Raw genomic sequence first — 19,894 nt, forward strand, 5'->3', positions numbered from 1 at the left:
TTACAGGGAGGAATTCACACCATGATGCAGGCAGGTATTTTCACGGGTTATTTCCCGTATGGCCTCAAGGAAACCGCGCAGAAGATCCGTGCGCTCGATTTCAACACCGTGCAGCTCGACCTGCATTTCAGGGATATCGACCTGTCGTCCGGGCAGATCACCAAGGACAAGGCCAAGACCGTCCGCGATACGTTCCGCGACCACAATCTGCCGATCTGCTGTGTGTCGGGCTACACCAACATCATCCATCCGGATATGGGCGAGCGCGAGAGGCGCGTCGGCTATTTGAAGGAGATCATCCGCAACGCGCGCCATTTCGGCACCCCTTACGTGATCTCGGAAACGGGTACCTACAACACCGAATCCGACTGGGTGCATCACCCGAAGAACAAGACCGAGGAAGGGTTCGAGGAATGCCGCAAGGTCATCGCCGACCTTGCCCAGACGGCCTATGACCACGGCGCGGTCTTCCTGCTCGAAACCTATGTCAACAATGTCGTCGGCTCGGTCGAGGAGACGGTGAGGATGTTCGCGCAGGTCGACCACCCGGGCCTCGGCCTGTTGATGGACCCGACCAACTATTTCGAAACCCACAATATCGACCGGATGGATCAGATCCTGAACCAGGTGTTCGACACGCTGACCGACAAGATCAAGATCGCCCACGCCAAGGACGTCAAGCGTTCCGGCGGCGACAAGTCGGAGAAGCACGCAGACATTGGCGACGAGGACGCGCTGGAGAGCCACACTTTCCGCGGCGTCGGTGAGATCGAGCTGCCGGCGCCCGGCCTCGGTTCGCTGAACTACGACCTTTATCTCAAGCGGCTGGCCGAAAAGCACCCGAACATCCCGGTCATCATCGAGCATCTTTCGGAAGACGACGTGCCGCGCGCCAAGAAATTCCTCGATGGGAAATTCCGCGCCAACGGACTGTGATGGCGCGGTTCGGCTACGAAACAAGGGAGGAAGAGAAATGTTGAAATTCGCGTTGAAAATCGCGGCTGCCGCGACGGTTCTAGCCGGTGCAACGCTGGGTACTCCGGCGGTGGCGCAGGACGCCCAGAAGACGTTCTACCTGTTGTCGCATGGCGGCCCGTCGGATGCCTTCTGGATCGACTGGAATGCCGGCGCGACCAAGGCCTGCGACCAGCTCAAGGTGACCTGCAAGATCTCGTTCAGCGGCGGCGACATGGCGGCGCAGAAGGAAGCCTTCAACTCGGCACTCGCCGCCAAGCCGGACGGCATCGCCACGACTTCGGCGCAGCCCGGCCTGTGGACCGAGGAGGTCAAGGCAGCGAAGGCGGCCGGCATCCCGATCGTGTTCTTCAACACCGACGATCCGGCAACCGGCCGGCAAGCCTATGTCGGCGCCGACCTTAGGGAAGCCGGTGTCATCTGGGCGAAATATCTGGTCGACCACAAAATGGTGAAGCAGGGCGACAAGGTGTTCCTGCCGGTCGAAGTGCCGGGTGCCAGCTACCAGCAGCTCGAGACCGAAGGCATTGCCAGCGTCTTCGATCCGCTCGGCATCAAATATGACGTGGTCGATTGCGGCACCGATCCGGCCGGCATCATCGCCAAGATGACGGACTACATGGTGGCCAACAATCCGCCGGCAATCATCGCGCTCGGCGATTCCGTCGCGGCCAGCGTCAAGCGGGTGTTCGATGGCGCCGGCGTGCCGGCCGGCAAGATTCCGGTCGTCGGCTGGGGCAATTCGAAGGAAACGGCCGAGTCCGTCAAGGCCGGTTTCGTCAACGCGGCTGCCTGGCAGTTCCCGTCGGCGCAGGGCTTCATGCCGGTGGCGCTGCTCGGGTTGGCCGCCGCCGGCGAACCGATCGGCTACGACATCCACACTTTCAGCCTCTACGACGCCTCGAGCGTCGAACCGATCCTGAAACTCTACAACAAGTGATTGGAACTGACGCCCGCCGCGCAGGCGGGGGGGCGTCACCCTGAGATATGGTCCAAGCAGTCATGACAATTGCCGCAGAAGAGGAAATGCCGCGTGCCAAACGCAGGTCGAGCCTGATCCGCTCGCCGCAGTTCTCTTCGCTCGTCATCCTGATCGTCCTGCTTGCGGTGTTCGCGATCGCCGACGCGAATTTCCTGTCGCCGCTCAACATCTCCAACATGATGGCGTTCCTGCCCGAGCTCGGCATCATAGCGCTCGGCATGACGCTGCTTCTGACGGCGGGCGAGTTCGACCTTTCGGTTGGTGCTGTGTTCGGACTGGCGCCGGTTGTCGTCATGCTTCTGGTGCAGAACGGCGGGGTGGATATTGGCGTGGCGCTGCTGGCCGGCCTGCTGCTCTGCATAGCGATCGGTGCTATCAACGGGCTGATCGTCACCAAGATCGGCATCTCCTCCTTCCTGGTGACGCTGTCGATGCTGCTGGTTGTGCGTGGGGCAGCGCTTTACATCACCCAAGGCTTTCCGCTGAAGTCCTGGGACCAGCCCGGCTTCTTCGTGACGCTGCTGGCCGGCAGCCTCAATATCGGAACGTTCCGTTTCTATACCTCGCTGTGGTGGTTTATCGGCCTGTCGCTGCTGGCAATCTATGTGCTGCGCTACGCCAAGCTCGGCAACTGGATCAGCGCCATCGGCTCGAACCGTAACGCTGCCGTAGCGCGCGGTGTGCCGGCCGATGCGGTCAAGATCTGGCTGTTCATCCTGACCTCGGTGCTGGCCGGTCTCGCCGGCATGATCAGCGCCTTCCGCATCTCTGCCGCCTCGCCGGTGGCCGGCACCGGCTACGAACTCGAAGTGATCGCCATGGTGGTGGTCGGCGGCACGGCGCTGACCGGTGGGCGCGGCACCATTTTAGGTACCATCGTCGGCGCGCTGATGCTGCGCAGCATCCGCAACGGCATCGTGCTGATCGGCGTGCCTGGGCTCGCCTACAACATCTTCGTCGGCGTCATCATCCTTGCCATGCTCATTCTGCACGCTTTGCTGCAGAAGAACGCCGCCAGGAGCTGACCATGGAAGTGCTTCGGCTGCACAACCTGCAAAAGTCCTTCGGCAGCGTCCGCGCCCTGAAGAGCGCCTCCTTCACGCTCAACGAGGGCGAAGTGGTGGCCTTGCTCGGCGACAACGGCGCCGGCAAATCGACGTTGATCAAGGCGATCTCCGGGGTGTTTCCGGTCGACCGCGGCGACATCTATGTGCGCGGCCAGAAGGTCTCCATCCGCTCGACGCGCGATGCGATGGATCTCGGCATCGAGACCATCCACCAGGACACCTCGCTGGCACCGGACCTCAGCATCGCGCGCAATCTTTTCCTCGGCCGCGAGCCGGTCAACCTCAAATGGCTGGGTGTGTTCGCGCCGCTCGATCTCGCGCAATTGCGCGATGCCGCCTCGGCTCTTTTGAAGCGCGTCGGCATCTCGAAGAAGCTCGACGCCGATGCGCTGGTCAGCACGCTGTCGGGCGGCGAACGCCAGTCGATCGCCATCTCGCGCGCCATGCAATTCGCCGCCAAGGTCATCATCCTCGACGAGCCGACCAACAATCTCGGCGTCGAGGAAACGCACGGCGTGCTGCGCTTCGTCAAGGAAGTGCGCGACGCCGGTCACTCGGTGCTTTTGATCACCCACAACATCCATCACGTCTTCCAGGTCGCCGACCGCATCATCGTCATGCGGCGCGGCGAGATCGTCGCCGAGCAGACGGTCGCCGACACCGACCTGCTGACCGTGGAAAGTATCATCACCGGCGCCGACATGTCGGCCCTGCTCAAGGAGACGAGAGCCAAGTGAAGGACGGGAGCAAAGTGAAGGAACTGGCCGTCACATGGTAGAGCTTTACGGCAAGACGCTGTCGCGCCGGCAGGTCTCGGAACGCTCGGGCATGCTGTCGCAGTTCGCCGGCGTGCGACTGATGACGCTTGGCGACGGCGTCGAGCGCGGCATCCGCATGCTCGAATTCCGCACCGGCTCGGGCCTGCGCTTCACCGCGCTGGTCGACCGGGCGCTCGATATCGCCGATTGCGACTTCAAGGGCCAGGCGATCGGCTGGCATTCGCCGAGCGGCTTTCGCAATCCCGGCCTGCACGAGTATGAAGGCGAGGACGGGCTGGCCTGGGCGCGGTCGTTTTCCGGCCTTCTACTGACCTGCGGCCTCGACCATATATTGTTCATGAACGAGGTACCCGCCGACACCTACAACTATCCGCCGAAGAAGACGGTGCGCCATTCGCTGCATGGCCGCATCAGCACCATCCCGGCGCGGCTGAGTGGCTACGGCGAGACCTGGGACGGCGACCGCTGCGTGTTGTGGGCCGAAGGCATCGTCCAGCAATCGACTGTATTCGGCGAGGATCTGCATCTATTGCGGCGGATCGAGGCCGATGTCGGCGGCAACGAGATCCGGCTTTCGGACCGTGTCGTCAATCACGGTTTCAACCGAACACCGCATATGTTTTTCTACCACATCAATGTCAGCCATCCGGTGCTTGACGAGGGCGCGCGCTATCTGGCGCCGATAAGGGATGTCGTTTGGGCCGGGCATGCCGGCGAGCGTTATGAGGCGCAAAAGGTCGGCTATCGCACGGTCCCGGCGCCGCAGCCGCGTTTCAGCGAACAGGTCTGGCAGCACGAGCTCGGCGCTGGCAGCACCGGCGAAGTCCCGGTGGCGGTGGTCAACGATAGGCTCGGCCTCGGGTTCGAGGTGGTCACGCGCAAGGACCAATTGCCCTGCACCTACCAATGGCAGAATTTCCAGGCTGGACAGTACGCGCTTGGCATCGAGCCGTCGACGCATCATGTGCTGGGAAATCTGGCGGCGCGCGAACGCGGCGAGATGATCTGGCTGGAGCACGGCGAGAGCCGCTCGTACGATGCGGTGTTCCGGGTTCTCGACGGCGCCGGCGAGATCGCCGCCGCCGAGAGCCGGATCGCGGCAATCGCCAGGCAGCCGCAGCAGGATTATCCCCAGCCGTCGGGCCGTTTTCCTGTTCTTGGAGGCAGGTCGTGATAATGGCTAGGACGATACGAGACACCAGTTGGGAGGCTGGTCCCGGCCGGAGCGGGGAGGGTTCGCGGCCGAGCTGGAATTGGAGGTCACAATGGCTGGCACGGTAAAGCGCGATTACAGCCTGGTCGGCGAAAGCACGCGCAGGGCGATCGAGACGGGACTGGCCTCGGCGGAGTGGTACCACACCGATGTCCCCCGCAAGGCGATCAAGGAGTTGATGCAGCGCTCAGACGGCCCGGCGATCCGCGACACGATCATCTGGATCATCGCCATCCTCGGCTCCGCCGCCGGCGCCATCTATTTCTGGGGCACCTGGTGGTGCGTGCCGTTCTTCTTCGTCTACGGCGTGCTCTACGGCTCCTCCAGCGACTCGCGTTGGCACGAATGCGGCCACGGCACGGCTTTCCGCACGCGCTGGATGAACGATGTCGTCTACCAGATCGCCAGCTTCATGCTGATGCGCAATCCGGTGACCTGGCGCTGGAGCCATGCCCGGCACCATACGGACACGATCATCGTCGGCCGCGACGCCGAGATCGCCGTGATGCGCCCGCCGGACCTGCTGCGTGCCGCGCTGGCTTTCACCGGCATCCTCGATTTTCGCTATTCGCTTCCGGCGCTGGTACGCCAGGCGTTCGGCAAGCTGACGCCCGACGAGAAAAGCTACGTTCCCGAGATGGAACAGCACAAGGCCGTCATCGCGGCGCGCTGGCATATCGCGATCTACATCGCGACGATCGCGCTCGCCGTGTTCATGCGGTCGTGGATACCGGTGGTGCTCATCGGCGTGCCGCGCCTCTACGGCACCTGGCACATGGTGCTGACCGGCCTGCTGCAGCATATCGGTCTGGCCGACAACGTCGTCGACCACCGGCTCAACACCAGGACCGTCTACATGAATCCGATCAGCCGGTTCATCTACTGGAACATGAACTACCACGTCGAGCATCACATGTTCCCGATGGTACCGTATCACGCGCTGCCCAGGCTGCATGAACTGATCAAGCACGATCTGCCCGAGGCGAACCCGTCGATATGGCATGCCTATCGCGAGGTCTGGCCGGTCCTGCTCAGGCAGCTCAAATACGAGGATTATTTCCTTAAGCGCGAACTGCCGCCAACGGCACGGCCCTATCGTGGCGAGTTCCACGAAGTGAACATGTCGGCAGCGGCTGAGTAGGCACTGCACGAGCGCAACGCAGAAATTTCAGGAGAAGCAGAGATGGCCGATTGGGTCGAAGCGTGCGCCGTGGACGATGTCGAAGAGGAAGATGTCATCCGCTTCGACCATGGCGGCCGCACCTTCGCGATCTACCGTTCGCCGGACGATGAATTCTTCGCCACCGACGGGTTTTGTACGCATGAACAGGCTCATCTGGCCGACGGGCTTGTCATGGACGACATCATCGAATGCCCCAAGCACAATGGCCGCTTCAATTACAAGACCGGCCAGGCGAAGGGCGCTCCCGTTTGCGTCAATCTCGCGACCTATCCAGTCAAGGTCGAAGCTGGCAAGGTGATGATCCAGATCGCCTGACCGGCCTTCTGTCACGTAGCAAAGGGGACCAAAATCCATGAGCCGGAAAAGACCGACCGTCGCCGACCTGCGCGCCATGAAGGGCAAGCGGCAGCTGACGATGCTGCGCGTGCTGACGATGGACGAGGCCGAGGCCGCCGAACGCGCCGGCGTCGATATCGTCTCGGTGCCGCCGGAGCTGGTGCTCAATCCGCAATATCGCGATGCGGCACCCAGCCTGTTCACCATGCCGGGCGAGAATTTCTTCGAGATCGGCACCGCCGATGATTTCGTCCGCTGGGCGTTCCGGCTCTACAAGGCCAGCGCCGATGCGGTCTATTGCAGCGCCGGCTACGCCACCATCAAACGGATGGCCGACGATGCAATTCCGGTGATCGGGCATGTCGGCCTCATCCCGTCACGCGCCACCTGGACCGGCGGCTTCAAGGCCGTCGGCAAGACCGCCGATACCGCCATGCAGGTGTTCGAGGCGGTGAAGCAACTGGAGGCCGCCGGCGCGATCGGCGCCGAGATCGAGGTGGTGCCAGTCGAGGTGGCCAAGGCGATTTCGGAACGCACATCGCTGATCATGTTGTCTATGGGGGCGGGCACCGGCTGCGATGCGCAATACCTGTTCGCAGACGATATCCTCGGCCAGAACCGTGGCCACATGCCGCGCCATTCCAAGGTCTATCGCAATTTCGCCGCCGAATACGATCGGCTGCAGGCCGAACGCATCGCTGCCTTTTCCGAATATGTCGCCGATGTGAACAGCCTGGCGTATCCCGAAGACAGGCACGTCGTGCACATGGACCCGGACCAGCTCAGCCTGTTCCTGGAGAAGATCGAAGCCGCATGAGACACGCCGGCAGTGGCGCGAAGCGCCATCGCGGATCGTAAAACGCCGGTTCGGCGGCAGGGCCAGGTCATCGCATAGCCGGGCTGCGATGCCACACGAAAGTTTGTTGGTCCATGTCTGGACGGCACCGGCCAAATGCTGTTGAAACCGGTGCGTCATCGGTTTGCCGGACATTTGTGCGGCTGCCGATGGGGCGGGAGAAGATTCCCCTTCGGACAGTTCTACGCATGACCGCCATTCCCGAAGACAAAGCCTTACCCGAAACCGCGCCGGCGGCGCGGCAAGCCCGGCGGGTGGCGCTGATCGTCGCCGTCGCCTTCTTCATGCAGCTTCTAGATTCGACCATCATCTCGACCTCGCTGCCGCAGATGGGAGAATCCTTCGGCGTGCCGGCGGTGGCGATGAGCATCGGCATAACCGTCTATATGCTGACCATGGCGGTGTTCGTGCCACTGTCCGGCTGGCTCGCGGACCGTTTCGGCGCGCGCAACATCTTCCTCATGGCGATTGCCCTGTTCACGCTGGCCTCGCTCGCCTGCGGCGTCTCGCAGAACCTGGCTGAATTCGTCGCCGCACGTGCCGTGCAGGGCCTGGGCAGCGCGCTGATGACGCCGGTCGGCCGCATCCTGGTGCTGCGCAATGCGCCGAAATCCGAGCTTCTCAACGCTACGGCGCTGATCACCTGGCCGGCGCTGTTCGCGCCGGTGGTCGGGCCGGTGCTTGGCGGCTTCATCACCACCTATGTCTCCTGGCACTGGAATTTCTTCATCAACATTCCCCTTGGGGTTGCCGGTTTGGCGCTGGTCGCCCGCTTCATTCCCGGCGACCGCGAAGCTGGGGCCAAGCCGCTCGACTGGCCGGGCTTCCTGCTGACCTCGGTAGGGCTCGCCGCGATGCTCTATGGCCTCGAGCGCATCGCGCATCCGCGAGGGGGGGTGTTGCCGACCGTGGCACTGCTCGGTACGGGCATTTTGGTCGGCTGGCTGGCGGTGCGGCATCTGCGACGCGCCAACCATCCGCTGCTCGATCTCACAGCCTTCAAGGTGCAGACCTTTGCCATCTCGACGCTTTCGGCCGGCACGATTTTCCGGATCGCCATCAACGCCACGCCATTCCTGCTGCCGCTTTTGTTCCAGGTCGGCTTCGGTCTGAGCCCGGTCGATGCTGGCATGATGATCCTGGCCTATTTCCTCGGCAATCTCGGGATGAAGGCGGTGACGACGCCGACGCTGAGGCGCTTCGGATTCCGTTCGGTGCTGATTGTCAACGGAGTGATCGCCTCTTTGTCGATCATGGCCTGCGCGGCGCTTTCGCCGCAGACGCCGCAAGCATTGGTGATGGTGCTGATGCTGATCGCCGGACTGTCGCGTTCGATGCAGTTCACCGCGCTCAACACGCTGGCTTTCGCCGATGTTGCCTCACCGCAGCGCAGCTCGGCGGCGACGTTGTCCAGCATGCTGCAGCAGGTGGCGATGCTGTTCGGCGTAGCGGTCGCGGCGGCACTGCTCAACCTGTCGCAGATCGCCAGGGGCGTGGCGGCGCTCGGTCTCATCGACTTCCGCCTTGCCTTCCTGGTGATCGGCGCAATCGGGCTCGTCGCCTCGTTTCGCTTCCTGGCGTTGCCGAAGGCCGCCGGCGCCGAGGTCTCGGGCCATGTTTTGCGGATTTAACGCAGGAACTGCGCGGCGAGCGCGGACGTAAATTCTGCCTGCTCCGCTCGTCCGGGAGCAAACCTTTGCCAGCGGTTCGATCAGCGCGATCAATTGCAAAAGTGCTTGAGTTCCAGGCATTGCGCCAGCCTCGCAATCGGTGCGTCCAACCGCGGAATTTCCTCGCAAGCCGGCCTGCAATGCGCGGATTCATTTGACGGATTGGTCTTGAGCCGATTAGCTTTCGTTCCGATGGCCGCAGAGGGAGCAGGGCGTAGCCATCGCGGGTGAAAGCGGGCAATGAACGCGACCGGCTGGCTAAACTGGAGAAGCCTGAACCAGGAGGGCATTGTCTTTGCCATCGCGGTCGTGCTGTTCATTGCCGCCGCCATCGGACTGCCTGGTTTTATCAACTCGAACAATCTTGTTGCCATCGTGCGCTCGGTCTCGGTGCTGGGCATATTGGCGCTCGGCATGGCGGTCGTCATTATCGGCAGGGGCATCGATCTGTCGGCGGTGGCGATCATGGCGATGTCGGTCGCTTGGTATCTGCAATTGCTGAGTTCGGGAATGTCCGACGGGCTGGCCTTCGCCTATGTGCTCGCCGGCGTTCTCGCCATCGGGCTTTTGAACGGCATTTTGGTCGCCTACGCCGAGGTTCCGGCGATCTTCGTGACGCTGGCGACCGCGTCCTTCGTCTTCGGCTATGTGCGCTCACAATTGATCACACAGGACGCCGTGCCGGTGCCGCCCGGCCATTGGGTCGAGCTTCTGGGCGGGCTTCGGTTCCTCGACATCCCGGTCGAGGTTTTTGTCTTCGCCGGGCTGGCTTTCGCCTTTTTCCTGTTCCTGCGCTACACCAAATGGGGCCGCTACGTCTATTTCGCCGGCGACAACCCGGTTGCGGCGCGCAATATCGGCATTCCAGTGCGCCCGATGCTGGTGCTGCGCTACGTGTTGTCGGCCTTGGTCTCGCTGATTGCCGGCTTGCTCACCGCCGCCAGCCTGCATTCGATCAACACCCGCATCGTCAATTCCACGCTGCTCTACGACATCGTGCTGGTGGCGGTGATCGGCGGCATCGGTCTATCGGGCGGGCGGGGCGGGGTGCGCAACGTGCTGGTGGGTGCCGCGCTGATCGGCATCCTGCTCAACGCCATGACCATCATCGACATTCCGCTGCTCTATCAGAACCTGATCAAGGCGGCGATCCTGCTGGCGGCGATCATCGTCGATGGGTTCATCAATCCGCGCGACGAGCAGACCGCGCAGCAAGGCGACATTTAGACTGACGCGAACGGTTGGGGCCGGCCGCGAACGACAACGACCAAACCAGAGGATGTGACATGAAAATGATCAGGACGTTTATGGCCGCCGCGGCAGCGCTTGCCGTCTCCGCCTTCGTGGCGCCAGGCTTCGCCGCCGAAGATCCGGGTCCGGGCGCCTATTCGCAAGCGCTCAAGGGCAAGCGCGTGATGCTGGTGCCGATGGCGATGGGCTTCGATCTGGCACAGGGCTGGGCGCATTACCTGAAGACCGAGGTCGAGGCCTGGGGCGGCGTGTTCGAGACGCGTGACCCGAACTGGGTGGTCGATGCCGGCGCGCAGGCGATAACCGACGCTATTTCGTCTGACACCAGGCCGGACGTGCTGATCATCCATTCGCCGGACCTCAACTCCTATGCCAAGCTGATGAAGAAGGCGCAGGCCGCCGGCACCTATGTCCTGCTGGTCGACAATCCGGCGAACTTCCCGGCCGATGCCTTTGTCGGCAGCGACTGGGATCGGCTCGGCCAGCTGGAAGCCGATGCGGCGATCAAGGGTTGTGGGCCGAACTCCTCCAAGAAGATCGGGCTGGTGCAGGGCGACCAGGCCAACTCGTCGAGCCTCTATCAATATGCCGGCATTATGAAGGTGCTGGACAAGAACCCCGACTTCAAAGTCGTGGCCAAGCCTGACTCGAACTGGGATGCGACGACCTCGCGCAACGTGACGACGACGATGCTGCAGCAGAACCCCGACATCTGCGCCATCATCGATTTCTGGGACGGCGACGCGACGGGCGCATCTGCTGCGATCCGCGATGCCAAGCTCGAGGGCAAAGTCTTTCTGGTCACCACCGGCGGCGGCGAAAAGACTGCCGACTGCGACAAGCTGCAGGACGGCACCTATGGCGCGGTGGTGATGACCGACCTTGCCCGCCAGTCGGGCGACATGAACGCCGTCATCAAGTTCCTGTTGCAGAGTGGCCAGCCAGCCGGCACCTCGCACACCTACATCTACACGCTGGAGAAGGCGACGACCAAGGCCGACCTCAAGCCAGACAGCTGCTGGGACTTGAAAGCACTGCAAGCCCAAGCTGCGGCCAAGTAAACCGCGGGTCCGTTGCAAGCATCGACGAGGTGGCCGGACCTTGTTCGGCCGCCTCTTTCTCTCTTGAGTGGCAGCAGCAACCGATGTCCTTTCGCGAACGCCTTCAATCCTGGCGCTACAATCTCGTGCCCGACCACCTTGTCGGCGAGATCCTAAGCAAACGCTGGACTGATAACGCCATTCCGTTCCTGGCGCTGGTGGCGACGCTCAGCGTGTTCGGTTCGATCATTCCCGGCTTCTTCAAGCCGATGTCGCTGCAGGAATCGACCCGCCAGCTCGGCGAATTTTCGCTGGTCGTCACCGGCATGACGGTGGTCATGCTCGGCGGCGGCATCGACCTTTCGGTCGGCTCGATCTTCGCGCTGTCCTGCTTTTCCGCCGTGTTCGTCTTTTTCATCCTCGAACAATCGGTATGGCTGGCGCTGGCCGCCTCGATCGCCACCGGGCTGCTGTTCGGCGCGATCAATGGTTATCTGATCGGCTATTTCAGGCTGCGCGCTTTCCTGACGACACTGGTCACCTTCATCTTCGGGCGGGCGCTGTTCGACATATTGGTCACCACCTATGCCGCCGACGTCCAGCTTTCCGATGCCACATCGGATGTGCTGGACTTCATCGGCGACGATACCTTCTGGGGCCTTTCGGTTGCGGTGTGGGCGGCGATTATCCTGGCCATCATCACCCATGTCGCGCTGACGCGCTCGCGGCCCGGCTGGCATGTGCAGGCGGTGGGCGGGTCGCGGCGATCGGCCCACAATGCCGGCATCCGCGTGCGCCGCACCGTGTTCATGACCTATGTGTTCTCCGGCTTCTGCGCCTCGCTCGGCGGCTTCCTCATCGCCTGCCGGCTGAGCGGGGCAGGGCCGGGCACAGGGCTCAATCTCGAGGTCATGGCTTTGACAGCAGCGGTCGTCGGCGGCGTCAGCCTGGGCGGCGGCCGCGGTTCGGTGATCAAGGGGCTGATGGGCGCGATCATCGTGCTGACGATGACCAACGGGCTGATCCGGCTGGGCTATGGCACCGGCACCAACCAGATGGTGTTGGGCATCATGCTGGCCGTGGCGGTCACCATCGACATTCGCTGGCTGAAGAACCGCCACAAGGTGCTGGACGAGGTCTATGTCGCACCGGTCTATTTGAAGATGGGGGCAACGCAGTCGGCCGCACCGGGCTCCGGCACGCCTTACGAGCTCGACAATCGCCTATCGGAGGCCGACCATATCGGGCTTGGCGAGCTGGAAGGGCCGGAAGACGTCATCCTCGACCGCGACGACCATCTCTATTGCGGCACCAGGCATGGCGAGATCGTCCGTTTCTTCGCGCCGGACTACAAACGTTCGGAGGTCTTTGCCCATATTGGCGGCTTTCCGCTCGGCCTGGCCTTCGACAAAACAGGCAATCTGATCAGCTGCGTCGGCGCGATGGGCCTTTATTCGGTCTCGCCGGACCGGGAGGTGAAGCGGCTATCGGCGGAAACATCGCGCTCCTGGACTTCGATCGTCGACGATGGGCGGCTGCGCGACCCCAATGATTGCGACATCGCGCCGGACGGCCGCATCTACTTCACCGATTCCACCAAGCGCTATGACGCCCACGACTGGGCGCTGGACTCGATCGAGAACCGCGCCACCGGGCGGCTGCTCGTCTATGACCCGAAGGACGGTTCGACGAAGACATTGCTCGACGGCTACCGCTACACCAACGGCGTGTGCATGGCGCATGACGGCAAGTCGCTGTTCTTTGCCGAAAGCTGGGCCTGCCGCGTGCACCGCTACTGGCTGGAAGGGCCGAAAGCAGGCACCGCAGAATGCGTCATCCGCGACATGCCGGGCTACCCCGACAACATCAACCGCGCCTCCGACGGCAACTACTGGATGGCCTGGCTTGGCATGCGCACGCCGAGCTTCGACCTGTCGCTGCGGCATCCCGACATGCGCAAGCGCATGACGCGCCGGCTGCCGCAGGACGAATGGCTGTTCCCCAACATCAACACCGGCGGTGTGGTGAAATTCAACGAGAAGGGCGGCATCGTCGAAGCGATGGGCGACCTGTCGGGCGCCGTGCATCCGATGGTCACTTCGATGCGCGAGCACAAGGGTTTTCTGTTCGTCGGCGGTATCCTCAACAACCGCATCGGCCGCTACCGGATTGCCGCTGCCGATCCGAACTGGACCAGCCCCGCTTCCTATTGGGGAGCGAAGCCATGATGCTGGACCCGATCCTCGACATCTTTCGCGGCAAGGCGGTGACCATCCCGCCGCTCGATGGCGCCTTCAGGCCGAATACGCTGCTGGACGATGTTGCGGCCTTCGCCGAACTGCCCGAGCCCGATAATCTGCTGGTCGCCGACGGCCGGCTGCTGGTTTCCAGTGCCAATGCCGTCTACGCGGTCACCGCCGGTGCCGCGCCGACGATAGTCGAGACATTTCCGTCCCCGGTCATCGCGCTCGCGCGCTCGCCCGCCGGCGAACTGACGGTCGGGCTCGAAAGCGGCAGGCTGTTGATCGCAGGCAAGGAGGCCGCCCTGCCGGCCGAGATCCGCTGCATCACAGCGCTCGCCTACGCAGAAGATGGCACGCTTTGGCTGGCCAATGGCTCGGCCCACCACGCGCCGTCGCAATGGGCCGCGGATCTGATGAAGAAGGGCGCTTCCGGTTCGCTGTGGAAGCGCGATCCGGCAGGCAGCGAATTCCGCAAGCTCGCCGGTGACATCGCCTTTCCCTATGGGCTGTATCCAACCGGCAAGGATGTGTTGGTCAGCGAGAGCTGGCGGCACCAACTCGTCCGCTTCGATAGCGCGACAGGCAGCCGCTCGACGGTGCTGGCGCATCTGCCTGGCTATCCCTCGCGCCTGTCGCCTGCCGCCGGTGGCGGTGCCTGGCTGGCGCTGTTTGCGCCCCGCAACCGGCTGATCGAATTCGTGCTGCAGGAAACGCACTATCGAAACGACATGCTGGCGCAAGTGTCACCCCAACACTGGATCGCGCCGGCACTTGCCTCCAACCGCAGCTTCCTCGAGCCGCTGCAATGCGGCGGCATTCGCACCATGGGCATTCACAAGCCATGGTCGCCGAGCCGCTCCTACGGCCTGGTGGTCAGGCTCGACCGGGAGATGCGGCCGCAATTCAGCCTGCACAGCCGCGCCAACGGCACGCGCCACGGCATCTGCAGCGTGGCGGAGAAAGACGGTCGCCTGTTCATTGCCTCGAAAGGCGGCGATTGCCTGCTGGCCATCGACTTGGGTCCAGGAGGACATCGCTGATGGAACCGATCGTCCGCCTGGAGAACGTGACCAAGACCTATCGCGGCGTGCCCGCGGTGAAGAATGTCAGCTTCGAGCTGCGCAAGGGCGAGATCCACGCGCTGCTCGGCGAGAATGGCGCGGGAAAATCGACGCTGACCAAGATCATCGCCGGCGTCGTCGACGCGACCTCGGGAAAGATGTTCCACAACGGGCAGGAGATCGCCTACGCCTCGCCGCATGCGGCCCTTCAAGCCGGTATCGCCATGGTGTTCCAGGAGACCAGCCTGGTGCCGTCGATGACGGTGGCGCAGAACCTTTATCTCGGCACGGAAAGCTTTCTCAACCGGCTGCGCGGCACCTACATTTCAGCGCAGCAATTCCTGCAGTCGTTGAACTTTCCCGTCGACCCGAACGCCATGGTGGCGACGCTGGGCGCGGCCAAACGGCAGATGGTCGAGATCGCGCGCGCCGTCCACCACAATGCCGAGATCATCATCTTCGACGAGCCGACGGCGACGCTGACGCCGGAGGAGAAGCGGCACTTCTTCGCGCTGATCCGCCGGCTCAAGGCAAGGGGTGTGTCGATCGTCTTCATCAGCCATGCGCTCGAAGAGGCGCTTGATGTCGCCGACCGCATCACCATTCTGCGCGACGGCGAACTGGTGATCACCGACGACACAGCCGCCTTCGATCGCGACAGGATCGTCGCCGCCATGGTCGGGCGCACGCTGTCGGGGCAGCTCTACAGCCAGCGCGACGAGGCCAAGCTGCGCAAGGCCGGCAAGAAGGTGCTGTCGGTGCAGGACATCTCGATGAGCAATGTCGTGCGCAACAATTCCTTCTCGATCTTCGAGGGCCAGATCACCGGGGTGTTCGGGCTGATCGGCTCGGGTCGCACCGAGACGTTCAAGATCGTTTCCGGCATCTACAAGCGCGACTTCCTGCGCGGCGGCACCATAGAGCTGGACGACCGGCCGGTGCGCTATCTCGTTCCGAGCGAGGCGGTGGCGGACGGCATCGTCTATGTCACCGAAGACCGCAAGAGCGAGGGGATTTTCGAGACCATGGACGTTGCCGAGAACCTGTTCGGCGGCTTTTTGGCGGCCGGGCGGGAAAAGGGCTGGGTGATCAATGCGCAGGAGATGCGGGCGCTGTCGGCCGAATGGACCAAGACGCTGAACGTCAAGGCGATCAACGACAATGCGCGGGTGGTCGAGCTCTCGGGCGGCAACCAGCAGAAGGTGGTGATCGGCAAGGGGCTGGTGCAGAAGCCGCGCATCGTCATCTTCGACGAGCCGACGCGCGGCGTCGATGTCGGTGCGATCGCCGAAATCCACCAGATCATCAACCGGCTGGCCGATGAGGGCCTGGCCGTCGTCGTCATCTCGTCCTACCTGCCGGAGATCATGAACCTGTCCGACCGCATCCTGGTCTGCCGGCAAGGCCGCATCGTCGAGGAGTTCTCGCCGGCCGAGGCGACGGAGGAGAAGATCATGTATGCGGCGGTTCATTAGGTTCCAGGCGATGCGTACTTCGACAATTGGCGGAGTCACCAGTCCATTCGTCATCGAGGGGCGAAGCAAGGAGCGCAGCGACGCGGCGCAGACCCCAGGATGACGACGGTGAGGGCCTCTGCATTTCCAGGGTTCTGGGCCGGCCTGCAAAACGTGAATCACCAGAGCAAGTTAGCCGCATTCGCTACCAAGCCGATTCAACGACCTCTCTCATCGATTCAAACCGAAAGGAGCCTGCCCATGGCCACCACAAGACTTCTGACCGATGCCGAGGTCGAGGCGATTCCCGCTGTGAAGGCCGTGTTCGACGACATCCGCGCGACGCGCAAATCCGATTTCGTCAATAATTTCTGGCGCGGGCTGGCCAATGATCCGGTCTCGCTGAAGCGGGTGTGGGAACAGCTCAAGGCGGTGATGGTCGCGGACAGCGCCATCGACCCGCTGACCAAGGAGATGATCTACATCGCCGTCTCGACCGCCAATGGCTGCTCCTACTGCGTCCACTCGCACACGGCGGCAGCCCGCGCCAAGGGCATGACCGAAGCGCAACATGGCGAGCTGGTGTCGATCATCGGACTGGCGGGGCAGACCAACCAGATGGTCACTGCGATGCAGATCCCGGTCGATCCGCAGTTCGAGGTGCGGTGAGGCGCGGCGCCTTCCCTTCTCCCCTTGTGGGAAAAGGTGGCCGAGCGAAGCTCGGTCGGATGAGGGTGCCGGAAGGATTGCTAGCTTGAAGACGTAAGTGCTTCAAATTGCCTGTATTTCCACCGCCGCGTTCCTTCCAACACCCCTCATCCGTCTCGGCGCTGCGCGCCAATCCACTTTCTCCCACAACAAGGGGAGAAGGGAATGCGCGCTACACCGGCCGATAAACCCGCTCCGCCGTGTTCCAGTAGATATCGGCCTCGGCGGCTGCGCCGTGCTTGCCCACCGCTTCCCGGTGCGCCTTGATCAGCTCGGCGTGGCTGGTCCACAGTTTCTCGATCGGGAAGTTCGAGCCGAACATCAAATGGTCGCTGCCGAGGATGTCGATGGCATTGTCGACGATATAGCTGATCAGCGCCGGGTCGTTGCGGTGGACGAAGGTGCCGAGGCCGGACAGTTTTGCATAGAGGTTGGGGGCCGCTGACAGCGTGCGCAGGCCGGCTTTCCAGGCCTCGGTGGTCTCTGGCTCCATGTCGGTCAGCATGCCGGCGTGGGTGAGGATGAAATTGGTCTCGGGGTTCTCGCCGACAAGCGTCAGCCCGTCCTTCATCTGGGCGGGGAAAAGCTGCAGGTCGAAGGACAAGCCGTAGTCCTTCAGACGCGCCACATTGGCCCGCACCTTCGGGTCGATGACCTGATCGGCCGAGGCAGCGAAGCGGAAGGCCGGCATTTCGTGCCAGTGCAGCTGCATGCGCACGCCGCGCAGCAGGGGGTATTTGATCAGCCGGTCGATCTGGGAACGCACGTCGTCCACGGTCATGTCGGCATAGCCGACGATGGCGTGCGGCCAGCCGGTTTGTTCCGCGGTTTTCTGCAGGAAGGCGACCTCATTCTCGAAATCCTCCTTGGCCCAGTTGGTCTGGACATAGACCGCCTTCTCGACGCCCGAGCCTTGCTGGTCGGCGAGGAATTCCCCGATAGGATAGTCGCGGCGGATCGGCTCATACGGTCCGAAGATGCGCGGCACCATCGGCCCGACCAGCCAGGGCTGGTCCTTTTGGCGCCAGATGTGGAAATGCGCGTCGATCGCCTTCTGCATCACGAAACCCTCCTCCAGATTGCCGCGGCCGCCGGGGCTGGGCGGGCGAGCGACAGGATGAAATCGGTGAGGCCGGCGATCGACGAACCGTCGACCAGGTCGTCGAGCACTGGCAGGATGGCGCGAAGCGCTGCCGTCGCCGGCCGAAAGCGTGGATCGCCGGCCAACGGCGTCGCCAGCGAAAGCCGAAAGGCGCGGGCGCTCAGCCGGCGCATCGCCGTCTCCAGCTCGGCATGATCGCCGCGCTCCAGCGCATCCGACAGGATGACGATCGCCGCCCCGCGCGCAAAGGCCGAAAAACGCGGCACCGAGAGGAAGGCAAGCAGTGTCGGTCCCATGCGGGTGCCGCCGTCCCAGTCGTCGACCTGGGCAGCGGCGCGGGCCAGCGCCTGGTCGCGGTCGCGAATGCGCAGCGCCGAGGTGATACGGGTCAGTCGTGTGCCGAAAGTGAAGACCTCCGCCCGGTCGGCGCCTTGCACGGCCGCATGCGCCAGCTTGAGATAGTCTGAGGTGTAGAGTTTCATCGAGCCCGACACGTCGATCAGGATGAGTAGCTTGCGTGGCACTGTCTGCCGCCGGCGCAGCAGCGGCGAGGGGATATCGCCGTCGGCACTGACGATTTCGCGCAGCGAGCGGCGCAGGTCGAGCTTGCCGCGCGCATGCGTGCGCACCGTGCGGAAGGAGCGGCGGGCGGGCAAAGCGGTGGCGAGCTTGCGGCGGAAGGCGGCAAGCCCGTCGCTATCGCGGCTGAATTCGCGGACGCTCAACTGTTCGCTGGCCGAAGACAGTTCGCCGCCTTGCTCCTGGCGGACCACCTCGATTTCTTGTTCGCTGGTTTCGCCGTCATCCTTGATGCGGGTTTCCTCGTCGGCCTCGCCTCCGACCACTGCCGCGGTGCTGCCATAGAAATGGCTCCGAAAATGCGCCTCGAATTCGTCGCGGCGGTCGGGCGGCGGCGCCAGCGTGGCGAGCGCCGCTTCGCGGATGTCGGCCATCGAGCGCGGCCCAAGCAGCGTCACCGCTTGCATGAAGCCGGAGACCTGCTCGGGCGCCACTGAAAAGCCATAGCGGCGCAGCAGCCGGCCGAAGCCGAGGAAGGGCGTCGCCCCTTGAGGCAGATCCGCGGGGCTCACGCCAGCGCCTCCTCGACAATCTTGCCGAAGTCGGGCGCGATGCAGGAAAGGTCCTCCTCGTCCTTGATCAGCACGCCAATGGCGCGGCGAAACGCTTCCGGCCACGGACTGCCGCCTTTTTCGAGGATCGTCGCGGCGTTCGCCCATTCGACCGCTTCGGCGATGCCGGGCGGCTTCGCCAGCGGGCGGGCGCGAATGTCGCGCACTGCGGCAGCCACGGCGCGCGCCGTGGCCTCGGCGACGTCGCCGGCGCGCAGCATGATGATCTCGGCTTCGCGCCGGGCGTCGGGATAGGTGATCCAGTGGTAGACGCAGCGCCGCCGCAGCGCTTCGGCAAGCTCACGGGTGCGGTTCGAGGTCAGGATGACGATCGGCTGCGCAGTCGCGCGAATGGTGCCGCGCTCGGGAATGCTGATCTGGAAATCGGACAGGAACTCCAGCAGCAGCGCTTCGAATTCATGGTCGGAACGGTCGATTTCGTCGACCAGCAGCACGCGCTTTTCCGGCGCTTTCAGCACCTGCAGCAGCGGCCGCGCGATGAGAAAGCGGTCGTCGTAGATGTCGACCTCGTGCTCACCGGCATGGCGGATGGCGAGCAACTGGCGCTGGTAATTCCATTCGTAGAGCGCATGTGCGGCGTCGATGCCCTCGTAGCATTGCAGCCGCACCAGGTCGCGCCCGAGCACCTCGGCAATCGCCTTCGCAGCTTCCGTCTTGCCGACGCCGGGTGCGCCTTCGAGCAGCAGCGGCTTTCCCAGCCTGATCGCCAGGAAGATGGCGGTGGCCAGGCTTTCATCGGCGAGATAGCGCGAGGCGGCGAGGCGCGACGCCACCGCCTCAGGCGAGGTCGCGACTGTCTCAGCGCTTCTCTTGGGCATTTTCA

The 19,894-nt window shown here is 63.5% G+C and carries 18 protein-coding genes; 15 read left to right on the forward strand and 3 right to left on the reverse strand.

Going from position 1 to position 19,894, the window contains the following annotated elements:
* Positions 1-21: 21 nt before the first annotated feature.
* The 15 genes from NKH71_RS00680 (at position 22) to NKH71_RS00750 (ending at position 16,779) form a co-directional block, all read left to right on the forward strand.
* Positions 22-936, forward strand: a complete 915-nt coding sequence (locus NKH71_RS00680; protein WP_023721280.1) for a sugar phosphate isomerase/epimerase family protein — start codon at positions 22-24, stop codon at positions 934-936.
* A gap of 37 nt (positions 937-973) precedes the next feature.
* Positions 974-1,915, forward strand: a complete 942-nt coding sequence (locus NKH71_RS00685) for a sugar ABC transporter substrate-binding protein (RefSeq protein WP_352481596.1) — start codon at positions 974-976, stop codon at positions 1,913-1,915.
* Positions 1,916-1,977: 62 nt separating this feature from the next.
* The gene (locus NKH71_RS00690; protein ID WP_352788628.1) at positions 1,978-2,982 is read left to right on the forward strand and encodes an ABC transporter permease; all 1,005 of its coding nucleotides are present in this window, start codon (positions 1,978-1,980) and stop codon (positions 2,980-2,982) included.
* Complete coding sequence (locus NKH71_RS00695; protein ID WP_352481708.1) at positions 2,979-3,761, forward strand: ATP-binding cassette domain-containing protein; 783 nt, start codon at positions 2,979-2,981, stop codon at positions 3,759-3,761. The genes NKH71_RS00690 and NKH71_RS00695 overlap by 4 nt, the downstream gene beginning before the upstream one ends.
* A 34-nt stretch (positions 3,762-3,795) precedes the next feature.
* Positions 3,796-4,977 carry an aldose 1-epimerase family protein gene (locus tag NKH71_RS00700; protein WP_023721276.1) on the forward strand — a complete coding sequence of 394 codons (1,182 nt, stop codon included), beginning with the start codon at positions 3,796-3,798 and terminating at the stop codon, positions 4,975-4,977.
* Between the two features lie 91 nt (positions 4,978-5,068).
* Positions 5,069-6,157 (forward strand): fatty acid desaturase family protein, encoded by a 1,089-nt coding sequence (locus tag NKH71_RS00705; protein WP_023721275.1) that lies wholly within the window; start codon positions 5,069-5,071, stop codon positions 6,155-6,157.
* Between the two features lie 42 nt (positions 6,158-6,199).
* Positions 6,200-6,514 carry a MocE family 2Fe-2S type ferredoxin gene (locus tag NKH71_RS00710; protein WP_352481591.1) on the forward strand — a complete coding sequence of 105 codons (315 nt, stop codon included), beginning with the start codon at positions 6,200-6,202 and terminating at the stop codon, positions 6,512-6,514.
* Between the two features lie 37 nt (positions 6,515-6,551).
* Positions 6,552-7,352, forward strand: coding sequence for a 3-methyl-2-oxobutanoate hydroxymethyltransferase (locus NKH71_RS00715; RefSeq protein WP_023675787.1), 801 nt, complete (start codon positions 6,552-6,554; stop codon positions 7,350-7,352).
* A 227-nt stretch (positions 7,353-7,579) separates the two neighbouring features.
* Entirely contained in the window at positions 7,580-9,022 is a 1,443-nt protein-coding gene (locus NKH71_RS00720; RefSeq protein ID WP_352788625.1) for a DHA2 family efflux MFS transporter permease subunit, read from the forward strand.
* 279 nt (positions 9,023-9,301) lie between these two features.
* Positions 9,302-10,288 carry an ABC transporter permease gene (locus NKH71_RS00725; protein ID WP_023721272.1) on the forward strand — a complete coding sequence of 329 codons (987 nt, stop codon included), beginning with the start codon at positions 9,302-9,304 and terminating at the stop codon, positions 10,286-10,288.
* A gap of 59 nt (positions 10,289-10,347) precedes the next feature.
* On the forward strand, positions 10,348-11,373 hold the full coding sequence (locus NKH71_RS00730) for a sugar ABC transporter substrate-binding protein (protein ID WP_352481587.1): 1,026 nt from the start codon (positions 10,348-10,350) through the stop codon (positions 11,371-11,373).
* Between the two features lie 83 nt (positions 11,374-11,456).
* On the forward strand, positions 11,457-13,580 hold the full coding sequence (locus NKH71_RS00735; protein ID WP_352788622.1) for an ABC transporter permease: 2,124 nt from the start codon (positions 11,457-11,459) through the stop codon (positions 13,578-13,580).
* Positions 13,577-14,635: an SMP-30/gluconolactonase/LRE family protein gene (locus tag NKH71_RS00740; RefSeq protein ID WP_352788620.1), complete on the forward strand. Its 1,059-nt coding sequence runs from the start codon at positions 13,577-13,579 to the stop codon at positions 14,633-14,635. The genes NKH71_RS00735 and NKH71_RS00740 overlap by 4 nt, the downstream gene beginning before the upstream one ends.
* Positions 14,635-16,131 carry a sugar ABC transporter ATP-binding protein gene (locus tag NKH71_RS00745; RefSeq protein ID WP_023721268.1) on the forward strand — a complete coding sequence of 499 codons (1,497 nt, stop codon included), beginning with the start codon at positions 14,635-14,637 and terminating at the stop codon, positions 16,129-16,131. The genes NKH71_RS00740 and NKH71_RS00745 overlap by 1 nt, the downstream gene beginning before the upstream one ends.
* A 240-nt stretch (positions 16,132-16,371) precedes the next feature.
* The gene (locus tag NKH71_RS00750; protein WP_352788618.1) at positions 16,372-16,779 is read left to right on the forward strand and encodes a carboxymuconolactone decarboxylase family protein; all 408 of its coding nucleotides are present in this window, start codon (positions 16,372-16,374) and stop codon (positions 16,777-16,779) included.
* 211 nt (positions 16,780-16,990) lie between these two features.
* Here NKH71_RS00750 and NKH71_RS00755 read toward each other — a convergent pair whose 3' ends face one another.
* Genes NKH71_RS00755 through NKH71_RS00765 form a run of 3 tightly spaced genes read right to left on the reverse strand, consistent with a single transcriptional unit; the run spans position 16,991 to position 19,889 of the window.
* Complete coding sequence (locus tag NKH71_RS00755) at positions 16,991-17,878, reverse strand: amidohydrolase family protein (protein ID WP_352788730.1); 888 nt, start codon at positions 17,876-17,878, stop codon at positions 16,991-16,993.
* A complete protein-coding gene (locus NKH71_RS00760) occupies positions 17,878-19,011 on the reverse strand; it encodes a vWA domain-containing protein (RefSeq protein WP_352788615.1) in 1,134 nt (377 codons plus the stop codon). The genes NKH71_RS00755 and NKH71_RS00760 overlap by 1 nt, the downstream gene beginning before the upstream one ends.
* Positions 19,008-19,889, reverse strand: coding sequence for an AAA family ATPase (locus NKH71_RS00765; RefSeq protein WP_352894128.1), 882 nt, complete (start codon positions 19,887-19,889; stop codon positions 19,008-19,010). The genes NKH71_RS00760 and NKH71_RS00765 overlap by 4 nt, the downstream gene beginning before the upstream one ends.
* Positions 19,890-19,894: the final 5 nt, after the last annotated feature.

The organism is Mesorhizobium sp. M0983 (genome assembly GCF_040318975.1).
Taxonomy (GTDB): Bacteria; Pseudomonadota; Alphaproteobacteria; order Rhizobiales; family Rhizobiaceae; genus Mesorhizobium.